The sequence below is a fragment of the Algoriphagus alkaliphilus genome, assembly GCF_900103735.1.
GTDB classification, from domain to species: Bacteria; Bacteroidota; Bacteroidia; order Cytophagales; family Cyclobacteriaceae; genus Algoriphagus; species Algoriphagus alkaliphilus.
In genome coordinates, this window is the sequence record NZ_FMXE01000025.1 from 34,516 (window position 1) to 48,730 (window position 14,215).

Consider the following 14,215-nt stretch of genomic DNA (forward strand, 5'->3'; position numbering starts at 1 on the left):
CTTGAAGTTCAATCAAAAGCTATGAAATGATTTGAAATATCAAGATTCAGGTGTAATTTTGAAATACATTTTTACTGGTTTGAAAGACATATTCTCAGCAGTGTGAGCCTATGAAGGGAAATTTACTTAAAACGTTATTTTTTGCGTTTCTCGTTTTGACGGGCTGGGAGGCATTTGGGCAGTGTACAAATACACTACCTGCATTTACTTCTCCAGGAACCGCAACTTGGACCGTCCCAGCAGGAGTAACTTCAATAACTGTTGAAACCTGGGGCGGGGGAGGGAAAGGAGGAGGAACAAATTCTGCTGGCTCCTATGGCGGTGGGGGCGGTGGTGGATACTCAAGAAGTACTATCGCTGTTACTCCAGGTCAAACTTATTTTTTTAATGTTGCGACAGGTAGTACCAATAACACTAATCCGGGTGGAAATTCTTGGTTCTCACTCACTAATAATGAGGGGGCCGCAATTGTTCGTGCTTTAGGTGGAGCCTCAGTACCCGCTAACGGAACAAATGGAGCGGCTGGAGGGGGACTGGGGACGGGAACGGACAGATTTATTGGAGGAAGTGGAGCAAACGGAGTAACTGATGGCGGCGGTGGTGGATCTTCTGCGGGAACTGGAGCAAATGGTAATAATGCAACAAGTGTAACAGGCGCGAGTGCTCCATCTGGGGGTGGAAATGGTGGAAATGGAAGAAGTGGAAATGGTAATGGCTTTATTGGAACTTCTCCTGGAGGAGGAGGAGGAGGGGCAGTTAGAACATCGGGAAATCCAGAAGGGGGAAATGGTGGAAACGGCCAAGTTATAATTACCACAACTACTCCTGCAAACACATCCACATCTGCTGTACCAAATCAGACAGTCTGTATCAATACTGCACTTACACCAATCACACACACCACTTCAAGAGCAACTGGGATAGCCAATAATGGAGTAGCAGGAGCAAATGGCCTTCCTGCCGGAGTTACCGCTACCTGGGCTTCAAATACCATCACCATCTCTGGTACTCCCACTGTTTCAGGAACATTTAATTATTCCATCCCGATGACCGGTGGCTGTACTACTAATCAACTCCCTGCTACTGGTACAATAACTGTAACTGCCAATAAAACTGTTGGAGCTGCCTCGGTTCCTCCTACTCTTTGCGTAAATACTGGACTAAGCCCTAATATTACACACAGCACGGCAAATGCTACTGGTATAATAGATAATGGAGTAGCTGGTGCGAATGGCTTACCCGCAGGAGTTTCTGCCGTTTGGGCTGCCAATACGATTACTATTTCAGGAACTCCCACTGCTTCCGGCACTTTTAATTATTCAATTCCTGTACAGGGCTGTGGACCAGCTGTTTTCGCTACTGGCACAATAACAGTAACACCAAACAAGGCTGTTTCTGCTGCATCTTCTACTCCAGCACTGTGTATTAATTCACCACTTACTTCAATTACTCATACGACAACGTCCATCACCGGAATCGGAGCTCCAGCAAACCTGCCACCCGGAGTGACAGCAAGCCTTAGCGGGAATACCCTTACGATTAGCGGCACACCTACTGCCTCTGGTACTTTTAATTATTCTATACCCTTGACTGGCGTAAGCTGTGGACCGAATGTTTCAGCCACAGGAACTATTACTGTCAATCCTGATAAAACAGTAGGACCTGCTTCTTCTGCTCCTACGCCCTGCATTAATAGCCTCATGACCGCTATTACCCATACCACAACAAATGCAACGGGTATAGGCCCAGCAACCAATTTACCCGCAGGAGTTACTGCTGCTTTCAATGTTTCCACTCAAACTATAACTATTTCAGGAACACCCACAGCTTCTGGCCCATTCAATTATTCCATACCAGTTTTGGGATGCGGACCAGCAATATCAGCGACAGGTACAATTACAGTCACTCCAAACAATACAGTCGGGGCATCTTCATCCTCTCCTACCCTTTGCATAAACACTCCGCTTTCTCCGACCATAAGCCACACCACTACCGGAGCGACAGGAATCGGTGCAGCAACAGGTTTACCGACGGGAGTCACCGCTTCATGGGCAGCTAATACGATCACCATCAGTGGCACGCCTTCCGTTTCAGGGGTTTTCTCCTATTCCATTCCTCTAACAGGGGGCTGCGGAACAGTAAATGCTACAGGTACTATAACTGTCAATGCCCAAGCAGCCATCCTCACTCCAAACCTCAGCCCTACTGGCCAAATACGCTGTCAAAATGTGGCCTTTTCTCCAATCTCAGTAGCTCCTGGTCAAGGATTAACTTACCAATGGTATAGCAACGCAGCCAATAACAACTCAACAGGTTCTGCAATTACAGGAGCTACTTCCAGTACCTATACCCCTCCTTCAAGTACAGTTGGAACAACCTATTATTATGTATTGGTTACCTCAGCAACTTGCGGAACAACTGCCACTAGTGCGGTTTCAGGAGCATTTCTGGTCAATCCTTTACCAGTAGTGAGTTTCACTTTTCAGCCGAGTGGTACTCCATGTGTTGAGACAGACTTAACCTACACTACGCAAGCAAGTCAATCGGCGTATGTCTGGACGATACCAGGTGTAGCCGGAACTGATTACACCATCACGTCGGGAGGCAACGGAAGCAACACTTTAGTAATTAGATGGCTTACACCAGGGGATAAGTCTGTATCAGTCAACTATAATGATGTAAATAATTGCGGAGCGACAACACCAGCTACATCTAATACAATTACTGTTCAAAGAAGCACTGTCACTCCTTCCTCAAATCCTAATCCAAGTTCCTGTTTTATTGATAGAAATGCGCTACCGGCTAATTCCTTTACCTCATTTAACCATACCACAACCTTAGCCACAGGAATCGGAACACCAACAGGACTTCCAACAGGACTAAATGCAGGCTTCAGTGGAAATACCATTACAATCAGTGGTACTATAGGAGCATCTGTTGCTCCGGGAATCTATCCTTATAGTATTCCACTTACCGGAGGTTGCGGAACTGTGGCTGCAACTGGATTTATTGATGTACAGCCTGAGTTTAAACTGACCTCTATTTCCTCAGTTTCTCCGTCAAGCACAGGTGGTTCGGCAACAATAACCATTGAAGGAAATCCGTTACTTTTTCCTAATGGCTCATCATTTGAACTTAATTATACATTAGGTCTGTCGAATGCCGGTTCCGGAACCCGAACAGTGACATTCAATAACGGTCGAGCTGTATTTATTGCAGGACCAATTAATTCAGAAGACCTTACAAGCCTTACAATCACTGGAATCAAGAAAGCTACCGATCAATGTTATGTCCCATTAAGTGAGAATAATGTTACTTTTTTCGGTATCAAGGCCGCTACCTTTACCACATCAGGCACTTATTTCGTACCTGCAGGTATTTTTGAAATTACTATTAAGGTTTGGGGTGGTGGTGGTGGTGGTGGGAATAATACTAATGGTGCCGGAGGTGGTGGTGGCGGTTATTCTGTTCGAACTCTTTCAGTTGTTCCTGGTGAGCCAATTGGAATTTTCATTGGTCAAGGAGGAAATGCACAAACATCTGGAGGTGACAGTTGGGCTACTAGAGATTCAAGTCCTCCAAATGCAATTAGTAATAGCCTTGTCTATGCAAAAGGGGGAGCAGGAGCTTCCGGTCCCACACCAGGAACACACAATCCAGCTTTACCAAGCCTTACTAGTTTAGGATGGGGAAATACTGCTGGAGGAGGAAATGGTCAAACAGGAAACGGCGGAACTGGTGGAAATGGAGGCGGAGCTACAGGAGGAGCCGGAGGTCCCGGAGGTTCGGGATCAGGTAATGATACAGGAAAGCCAGGTTTAGCTCCCGGTGGTGGTGGTGGTGGTTCCAAAGGAAACAGTAGTGGTGGAAGAGGAGGAAACGGATTAGTATTAATTTCTTTTCCATTGCCTCCGATTGGCCCATGCTTTACAGTTATCGACGACGGATCAGTAACCGGGACTGCAATTATCCGATTTACATGCAATACAACATGGACAGCACCTGAAGGACTAACCCGATTTCAAACCACGGTAGGCGGTGCCGGTGGTGGTGGTGGCTTTGGATCTGGTAGCGGTGGCGGAGGTGCAGGTCAACTTGTGCATAACTCGACTTTCTCCACTACTAGTCCTATTGGATTCCCAGCAAATACTCAATTCCAAATTACAGTGGGTCAAGGAGGTTTAGGCGCTACAGCCTTAAATACCAAAGGAGGCCTAGGAGGAACATCTTCAATCACTGGTATAATAGATGGCTCTACAAGATCTGTTTTTGCAGAAGGCGGTGGAGGCGGTGGATCAGGAGGAAATGGACTAGGAATGAACGGGGCATCAGGAGGTGGTGGAGCTGCAATACCTACCCCAGCAACTAATTTTAATGGGGGGAACGGAAATGGATCAGTTGGATCTGCCGGAGGAAGAGGAGACGCATCCGGCGGTGGAGCACATGCAGGAGGAGGCGGTGGCGGTATTGGTTCTTTGGGCCAAAATGGACAAGGTGCCGGTGCCGGACAAGGAAAAGGAGGAAATGGTGGAAATGGACTGCAATTTTCAATAGGAAGTTTATTAATAAATTATGGTGGAGGCGGAGGCGGTATCGGAAACAATTTTAACGGTGCAAACAAATTCAACGGTGAGGGAGGAAGGGCAGTAGGGGTGAAAATCGGAGGTGACGGAGCTCAGGATAATGCCGGTTCAATAGGACTTCAAGGTGTAGATTTGACTGGCTCAGGTGGTGGAGCAGGAATAGCCGGAGGAGGTAGAGGCGGAAATGGTGTAGTTTACATTTATTACGATGTATTCCGTATCCTCAGCGTCGAATACCAAGACTTTACCGCCAAATACGATCCTCAAAACCGATCTGGCGAGCTAAAATGGGCCACAACCAAAGAATGGGAAAACTCCCATTTCGAAATTGAGCGTGCGGTGAATGACATCAAAACTTGGACAAAAATCGGTGAAGTAAATGGCGCAGGTAATTCCGATGCTCCGGTTGATTATTCCTTCACAGACTCCAATCTTCCTGCAGCAGGAGGTAATATCTTTTATCGATTGAAGCAGGTAAATCTCAGCGGGACTTCTGAATACAGCGTGACTCGTTCCATTCAGGTCAATCCTATCAAAGGAAACACAGCATGGATAAGTTATCCAAATCCAAGTGATTTGAAAGCACCGGTGACGGTGGCAATGATCGATAATACGGGCTACACCGATGGAACTATCCAAGTGAGAATTTCCGACATTCGAGGAATCTTCTCTTCCTATTCTGTCTCATCCCCGGATGCAGTATCCAACGTGGTTAACTCCCATCTGGAAAATGCCAGACCGGGAATGTATATCGTTCAACTGATTTGGGGCAGTCAATCGGAACAGCTTAAACTGATCAAAAAGTAAAACTTTTATAATTAAAAAAACTTGAAGGGCTGTGGTACATACCATGGCCTTTTATATTTTGGCCCTTCCCTATCGTTGATTCAAGTCTTCAGACTTGGACCATTAATGATGCAGTCTCCTGACTGCTAGTGAGATCATTTCTTTTCTGGCAGTCTGAAGACTGCAGTATCGTAGGCACACAAGTCGAAAGACTTGCGCTAACCGTTGCTAAAGCTTTTTGGTTTTGCCAAAATGGTCAAAAGGCACATAGAAAATCCGCGAAATTCAGCGAGTTTTTCAGCGCTGATCAGCGGGAAAACAATTTTTTCAAAAAAAGCCCTTCCTCAGAGAAATAAGTTCCTAAACTCTTTTTTTTCTGTGGCCTCCGTGGTGAAATTTCTTTGCGTCCCTTTGCGATCTTGGTGGTTAAAAAAACCCGCAAAAACTTTGGAGATGTACGAATTACTTCATTGAAATTGGATTGAAAATACTACTCCTTTCCTTCCTCCCCAAGCCAAGCAATAACGACCAATAAGCGAAGCGTATATTCTTTGTGAACTTGAATAAGGTCAAATGACCGACTATTAAAAAGACAAATTCAAGGACTGATCCCTCAACCTCCTTTTCTCCGAGTCCTTAGTGGTAAAAAAACATAGAGTTCACCGCGGTGAAAAAATCTCTATTCCTCCTCCCTACCCTTCGGGACTTTAGCTCTGCCTAATCCAAAGGTACCCTTCAATCCGCTGAAGGTTGCTTTCCACCAAGCGTTAAAAACGAACTTACGCTTGTCTCGCTCTTGATATATCCTTCGTGAAACCACTTTGGAAGAAAGGCCCCGTGGATTATTATTTCTGGCAAAAAGGTTGGCTCCAAAGGTGAAAATCTTGAGTTTACCCAGGCCCTGTTCTAAAGTTAGTGAGTCTAAAAACTGGATTTTCAAGTTCGTATAGGCGAATTCCATTTCACCAATTGCTTCATCGTCTGTCAGTCTAAACTGCCAATTACCATCCGTCACGGTACCATCCAATGCTTTCACAAACAAGGTTTTGGACAGGAAATCATTCACCTCGCTAAAGGCAAATTTGTCCACACTCGCGCTGACATCCATGGGATACTTCCCTGTAAAATACAGCACTGCATTCAGGTTAAGTTTAGCCGTATTCATCAGATAGGCCTCCATATTCAATTGCAGGCGATCAGCCGGATACTCCTGTTCCGGTTTTCGCAGATAAAAAGGTGCCATATTAGCGTTGATACGACCGAATTCCAGCATACCGGGGACCATTCCCTTTTGGGCAAATTCAAAATACCTCACCATACCATCCTTTAGGATAAGGGAATCCAAGTCCGCGTTAATACCGGCGTGCTCCAACAAAAACTGGGGCATGGGCTTCAGCGCAGCACTGTCGATCGGGTATCTTTTGTCTCTAAACAGGTCCACCTGAGGTCTTTCAATGATCAGTTCATTTGCCTTGAATATATTGGACTCCAAATAACTTTGAAGATCTATCCGATTGAGTCTAAGCGCGTCAATTCGCGCCGTAACGGCATCTGCTTGATAAGGAAGTTTTCGTAATAAGGCATAGTTCCCATCTACAGGGCGATAGTAAATCTTTTCTAACAACAGACTTTGATCGCTGTAGTCAACACTTCCAATATCTACTTTGTAGAGACTGTCAGGTGTGAAAATGGAGTAATTTTTAAAGCCAAAGCGGGAATTTACTTCTGCCAGTTTTTTTAGATCGAGGGACTGATTTTGATCCAATAGATTAATATTCAATCCTTCCACATCCACTGCTATTCCCTGAAAATCCATTCGTGGAATCGGCCCTTTCCCTTTCTTATGAATCGTAAGCTCACCGTTTTCAAGATGAACGTCGCCCAACAAGATGGATTGGACCAGTGCCGTTGCGGATTTTAATCTCCCTGGTGAACTGGCTTTTTTGTCCATTTTGACAGAATCCAGATACAAATGAACTTTGGGATTTACCATTCGAATATCCCTCAGGTCAAAGATCCCTGTCTCTTGTATCTCAGCAATCTGATTGTTTCTTAAAATCAAACGGTCAATTTTGGCATCTAAAACCGGATTTCCAGGCTTTCCGAATTGGTCTTTCGGAGTCATGTAGAAATCCGAAAAAGTAATCTCATCTCCAAGTGTCCCGATGGCCACTTGAGAAAAACCTAAGGTATGCACACTGTCAGGCAGCGCAAACTTAAACGCGTTGAGCTTCAGATTGACTTCCTTGTACATTTCCTCCACATTTTTTCTGGTGGTAATGGTTGAGTCCAATCGAAACTCACGAATCATCAATTCAAACCCCGTTTCTATGGAGTTCAGCACCGATTCGTTCACTTGATAGTTGATTGATACGGTCGCGTTTTTAGCCTGAATGGTATCAATTACTATCTCATCCAGGGTTCTTTTTTTGAGATTTTTTCCTTGGATAGTGGATGATTTTGAGGCAACCTTCCGATCAATTCCTATTTCAATGGCCCCTTGATCTATTTCGAGTTTGTCCAAATCAAGTTTGTTTTCGAAAAAGAACTCTTCTATATCAAGCCCTTTAAAACCCACCTTTGGAAATTGCAGTCCCAATTGAATTCTTCCGGCGGCTTGTTCATTGGGTACCAACTCTAAATCTTTGATTTCAATCGACTTCGTTTTTGAATTGTATTGCAGCTTGTCCGTGGATACTTCGTACTTTCCTCCGGCAAGGCTGAAGGAATAATTGTTGAAGACAAGGTCAATTTCATCTGAAAACAATGTTTTATTCTCTTTGATCAAGGCATCCTGATCGAGAATGACGTTTTTCAGGTTAAGCGAAAAATTATCCTCTTCAAAAACAGAACGCTTATTTTCTACCAAACTTTGATACTTGATCTGAGCATTATCCAAGCTGAGGGAGTCAATTTGAATGACCTTAAAATAGCCCAAAAGCAGATTTTTGACCTCATCCGGTGACTCGGGTGTTTCGATGGATCTGGCTTTTTCTCTGTAGTTGGAAATCGTGAAAACAGGTCCCGGAAGAAATATCTGTCTTACGAAGAGTTTTTCATCATAAAAAGCCGACTTGATATCAATGCCTTCGGCCCGGAAAACAGGCACAAAAAAATCAATTGCGGCAGTTTGCCCATAGGTGTCCAAGGAAGCCTGAATCTGTTCCTGATTTTCGGGGCGAATGGTCAGGTTAACTACTTCAAGAAGTTGCCTTTTAGAGTCCACTACCAGTTTATCCGCCAAAATGGAGTGCAGGTTATCTCTCAATTTCAATCGATACTGATCAAGGGAAAGGTAGATTTCACCGATTGACAATTTATCAGAAAGCGGCAATTCTGGCGCATCAAACAGTGTCAAATCCTCCAGACGAATACTGAATTTTTCGAATCCGATGTCATTGCTTCTTTCCCCGCGATCATCTTTAAATTGGATTAATCCTTCCTGCACCTCGAACCTTCTGATTTCAACCCGACTGACCAAACTTGAAATAATCTCTGCAACAGGTACCTGATCCTTCTCCAGGGAATTGGAATCCATAAGATCCGTGAACTCTACCTGAGGACGATAAACGAGAATTTGATCGGCAACCAATATCCCCTCATTATATAGTTTTCTGAGGTTGATGCCCTCTATCGACAACTCCGTCAACTCAACCTGAATAAGATTTTCCGGATTCAGGGAAGTGAAGGTTCTTATCTTGGGTTTTATGGTCAAGTTGCGAACGAGCAGCTCATCCTTAAATGAAGAAAAGCTCACTTCTTCACCCTGTAAAATATGAATCTGATCACCCAGGTACACCCGGCTGCCTTTGATGTTCATTGCCGCATCTTTCCCGTAGAAAAATTGATTTTTGCGCCGGATTGAATCCTCACCGAGGTAGAATTGAATCATTTTGAAATCCAACTCATCAAACTCAATGCGGTTTTTCAGGGTATCATTTACCTCCGACCTGATAAACCTCCCTTTGTTGACCGATAACTCTTTGATCAGAACAGATTCTAGGCTGCCTCTGATGAAATCATTCAGATCACCTGAGGCTGCACTGTCGGACTTTGCCCTGGGATTATACTCTACTTTAAAGTCCGGATAGTCCAGAATTAATTCGTCAATATTCAATACCGAAGTCATGAACGCCTTGTTGAGGTCCACGTTACCGACGCGCAACTGATCCAGTGCTACTTGGTAATAGGCCATACTCTCCTTGCTTTTGTCGGGAGTCAGAATGATATTTTGGATATCGATCAAATTATTCAGGGAAGAAACCCTCACACGCTCCGCACGAATGATATGTACCCCGTCGGGCAAGGGAAAAGTAACTTGATCCAGATCAAACTCAAATCCTTTGGCATTGAATGGAGTTTTCCATTCCTTTTGAGTGGAAAAGTCAATGCCCCGAACGATCAAGGAGGTGTTTTCAGCCTGAAGTGCGCCTTGGCTTAGGAAGTTGAAAAAGAAAATGTTTGCATGATCAATTTCAACTTCTTCAATCATCAGGCCAGTAAGATTGGCTCTTTTTACGGTTTTTTTGATTTCTTCTTCCAGTGCCTTAATCGGAGACACTTTTTTCATATTCCCCTTTGATGGATCCGTATTTTTCTGCTCTTGTGTATCAGTATTTGGAGGTAAATCAAGAACGATATTCGGGTTGTCAATGTAGATTTTGCCAATTGTGAATCTTCTTTCACGGAAATTATACCAAAGGCCAGTGAAGGCAATCTGATCCAACCTCATATCAAAAAGTGTCTGATCTTCTCTTCTGATTTCAGGATTGATAGGTCTCATGACTATCCCATCCATGAAAAACCCTCTTCTCAGGAGCGAAAAACTAAATCGATTGAAATCAATCTCATAAATATTCCCCGTGGCTTCATTGATTTTCCGTTGGGCAAATTTTGAGAGAAAAAGATTGGATCCGAAATAGACAACAAATTCCAAAAAAAGCAGGGAAAGCACTCCTATCATCCCCCAGCGAATTATTTTTTTTCGAATAGGATGGGTAAAATATTTCTCCCTTTTCCCAGGTTCCATAAAAGTCAAGTAATCTTAAGCGCTGAAAAGATAGTATAAAAAAAGCCCAAAAACACCAAAAGCAATGCTATGCATTGCTTTTGGGTATTGCTGTAGGAGAAGGATTCGAACCTCCACGAGGCAGTTAGGCAGTAGTCCGGTAGAATTACGCTTTATCCAGTCCCGATCCCGATAGTTACCGGGACAGGATCCTCACCCCCGAGACAGGAGGGCATGTCTGCCAGTTTCAACATCCTACAAGATGTGGCACTTTTAATCTGTTTAGAACTTGTTTCTACACTTTAGCAGAAAATCCTCTAACCGACTGATAATCAAAAAGCTCTTTCGAGCTTTTTGCAATAGGTTGAATAGGTTTGAGAACATTATGACCCAAAATTAGAAATATGATTGGTTTATTAAAATTTTGGCAAGTTTTATTTTATTTTTTTACATTATTTTAAATATTTATTCATTTTTTACTACAAAAAGGAAATGAAACGTGCTGAATCTTCATTTTAATAATCAATTTGTCAATTGCTCGAAGTCTCGACTATTAGTTGGGATTTAATCTGATTTTAATGGTTTTATCAAAATTTAATTTGCCGATTTAAAAATTGGGCAATAAAAAAACCATGAAATAAAATTCCATGGTTTTAGTCAATTAACAATAAACCCAAAATAACCTGCTGTAGGAGAAGGATTCGAACCTCCACGGAGTAGTTAGGCAAATTTACGAGCTCGCTAAATGCTTTATTCTATAATCTCCACCCCCGAGACAGGAGGGCTTGTCTGCCAATTTCAACATCCTACAATGTGTATCAGAGATCTTTTATCTCTATCAACGAATCAAAGATAGGGCATCAAGAAGCGTTATTGCAAATATTTCAAAGAAATATGTGAATTTTTACAGTTTATTTAATGAAATCGATTGAATTATGACGATTCGTCAAATAAATTAAAGTCAAAGCCATTAATTTTAACGATTCATTAACAATCTGGTCTATTTTTATAGATAAATTATCATTTAAGATATTTTGTTGTGTTTTTTATATCAAACAAACTATTTCATTGCCATATACGCAATTCCTATTCGTATTTGACATAGTCTTCCCATTTTTGGAGCACCCCTTTAAAATCATCAGGAAGTGGAGCTTCGTAATAAATTCGCTCTTTGGTCACAGGATGTAAAAATCCCAAACTCATGGCATGCAGCGCCTGACGCGGCATCAGACTGAAACAATTATCTATAAATGATTTATACTTCACAAACTGGGTTCCTTTACGGATTTTATCTCCTCCATACATGGCGTCATTGAAGAGCGGATGTCCGATAAACTTCATGTGTGCACGGATCTGATGGGTTCGGCCCGTTTCGAGATTACACTGGACGAGAGTCACATAGCGCAATCGCCGCAGGACTTTCCAATGTGTCACGGCATGTTTACCCTGACTTCCATCAGGAAATACGTCCATCACCTTACGATCTTTGGCACTTCTACCCACATGACCTGTAATTGTACCCGAGTCCTCTGGAAGTTCTCCCCACACCAATGCGACGTAAGTTCTGTCAATGGTATGGTGAAAAAACTGGGAGGCCAAGGGAGTCATGGCATCCTCCGACTTGGCAATCACCAAAAGTCCGGAAGTATCTTTATCGATTCGATGCACCAACCCCGGCCTTCCTTCATTCCCTTTCATCTCCGGCAAATGATGAAAATGAAAGACCAAGGCATTCGCCAAAGTACCATTCCAGTTGCCATGAGCAGGATGGACCACCATTCCAGGGGGCTTATTGACTAGCAGAAGATACTTGTCTTCGTAAACAATATCTAATGGAATATCCTCAGGGATAACCTCGGTATCACGGCGCGGCTTATCCATGAACACCTGAATATCATCCAAAGGTTTGATTTTGTAATTGGATTTGACAGGTTTGCCATTTACCAACACCGTCTCGTTATCAATCGCTTGTTGGACTTTGTTTCGGGTGACGAAGGCAATTTTCTCAGTCAAAAACTTATCTATACGTACTTGCGACTGGCCTTTGTCCACCACAATTCGTTGGCGCTCAAACAATTCTAATTCGTCTTCTTCAAACTCTTCTTCGGGCTGCTGATTCATCTCGCAAAAATAGGAGGATGTGGCTTAACTTCGGCAAAAGACTTCAAATGCTTCACCCTGAACTCATCGCACTTCAACACCTCACTCATTCTCTTTTAGAGGAAAAGGGAATTCAGGTAGCGGTATTAAGACTGGATCAAATTCATCCTCTGGTTTCTGGGAATAAGTTTTTTAAGCTTAAATACAATCTCGAAGAAGCCAAAAGACAAGGAAAAAAGACAATCCTGACCTTTGGAGGCGCTTTTTCCAATCATATTTATGCAACAGCTTCAGGTGCACAGCTGGCTGGATTCCACAGCGTCGGAATCATCAGAGGTAAGGATTCGGATCAAAACAATCCCACTTTGGCACACGCTCAAAAAATGGGGATGCAGCTTCATTTTGTAGATCGAGAAAGCTACCGAAACAAGAATTCATCTGAGTTTTTGGAGGATTTAAAAGCTCAATTTGGGGACTTCTATTTAATTCCTGAGGGAGGCACCAACGAATTGGCTATCCAAGGCACCAAAGAAATTCCGGGAGATCAAGCTCATGATTTCACCCATCTCTGCGTCTGCGTTGGTACTGGAGGAACATTTGCCGGAATTGCATCCAGTCTAAAAAATCACCAAAACCTAATTGGATTCTCTTCCTTGAAAGGAGAATTTATCCATCAGGAGACTGCAAACCTGCTTGAGTCAAATCAGATCCATGCAGCCGGTTCTTTTGAAATTAAAACTGATTATCATTTTGGAGGATATGGAAAACACAAACCCGAACTGATTGAATTTATAACTTGGTTTTACGGGGAATTTGAAATCCCGCTGGATCCGATTTATACCGGAAAGATGGCTTTCGGAATTTGGGATTTGATTAAAAAAGATCATTTCCATCCCGGTTCAAAAATTCTTTTGATCCATACCGGTGGTCTTCAGGGAAATGCCGGATTTGCCACCCAGACTGGAATCAATCTTCCTATTCTTTAAGAGTAAAATAGTCCTCAGACTCTTGAGGATGAATTTTCAGGACATTGGCTGACACAAGCCGTACCAAAGTTTTGGAGGCTAAGAATCGCGGAACTTTAGCAATTCTGGCAAATTCCTTGAGCGTGATTTTTTCGCTTTCTTCCAAAGCTTTCATCAAAATCTCCTCCTTCCAGCCATAGGTAAAAATTGTGTCTTTTGGGATTCTTCCCTTTTTCAAAACTTCCCAAACCTCCCGACTGGCTTGGACACTTCGATCCTGCACTCGGATATAGGCTTGTTTTCGGTCTTTTTCCTGTAAAAAATGCGGCCGATCCGGGCTTTTGGGAATTTTGAATACGGCTACCCCCTTTTTCTCCGATAACTTAATGGTGAAAATGGAATATTCCAGCTTGGGCAAAATCAACTCCCGGATGGCTTTTTCCATCACAAAAATCTCCTCCTCAATAAACCGCTGACCGCTGACCGTCCCATCGTCATCCACCCCAATCAGGAGATCTCCGCCTTCAGTGTTGGCCAAGGCAATCACCTCTCTGACAATTTTCTCAGGAAAAGCTGCTTTCTTTTTGAATTCAATCTTAAGCCCTTCGCCTTTTGCAGCCAAAGCCTTCACTTCCTGAAGGGTCATAGTATCAAACAGTTGGATTTCTACAAGTATCGTGTTAAATTTACTTTTGCGAACAAACCTGTCAGGTTTTGCTTTCAGAATCGCAAATATGAATGAATTGTGAAAAAACCTTTGGGATAAACCTGAC

Annotated in this window: 5 protein-coding genes; 2 read left to right on the plus strand and 3 right to left on the minus strand. The window is 43.2% G+C overall.

From position 1 onward, the window contains the following. Positions 1–110: 110 nt before the first annotated feature. The gene (locus tag BLQ81_RS22965; protein ID WP_139183649.1) at positions 111–5,390 is read left to right on the plus strand and encodes a T9SS type A sorting domain-containing protein; all 5,280 of its coding nucleotides are present in this window, start codon (positions 111–113) and stop codon (positions 5,388–5,390) included. 658 nt (positions 5,391–6,048) lie between these two features. Here BLQ81_RS22965 and BLQ81_RS15740 read toward each other — a convergent pair. Together BLQ81_RS15740 and BLQ81_RS15745 are read right to left on the minus strand one after the other, a co-directional pair. Next, positions 6,049–10,332, minus strand: a complete 4,284-nt coding sequence (locus BLQ81_RS15740) for a hypothetical protein (protein WP_139183650.1) — start codon at positions 10,330–10,332, stop codon at positions 6,049–6,051. Between the two features lie 1,131 nt (positions 10,333–11,463). After that, positions 11,464–12,498, minus strand: a complete 1,035-nt coding sequence (locus tag BLQ81_RS15745) for an RluA family pseudouridine synthase (protein ID WP_092731845.1) — start codon at positions 12,496–12,498, stop codon at positions 11,464–11,466. 17 nt (positions 12,499–12,515) lie between these two features. On the opposite strand from BLQ81_RS15745, the gene BLQ81_RS15750 reads away from it, so the two are divergent. Continuing rightward, on the plus strand, positions 12,516–13,463 hold the full coding sequence (locus BLQ81_RS15750; RefSeq protein WP_245693280.1) for a 1-aminocyclopropane-1-carboxylate deaminase/D-cysteine desulfhydrase: 948 nt from the start codon (positions 12,516–12,518) through the stop codon (positions 13,461–13,463). Here BLQ81_RS15750 and BLQ81_RS15755 read toward each other — a convergent pair. Beyond that, positions 13,453–14,088, minus strand: a complete 636-nt coding sequence (locus tag BLQ81_RS15755; RefSeq protein ID WP_092731848.1) for an AlbA family DNA-binding domain-containing protein — start codon at positions 14,086–14,088, stop codon at positions 13,453–13,455. The two genes, BLQ81_RS15750 and BLQ81_RS15755, sit on opposite strands and share 11 nt — an antisense overlap. Between the last annotated feature and the right edge of the window lie 127 nt (positions 14,089–14,215).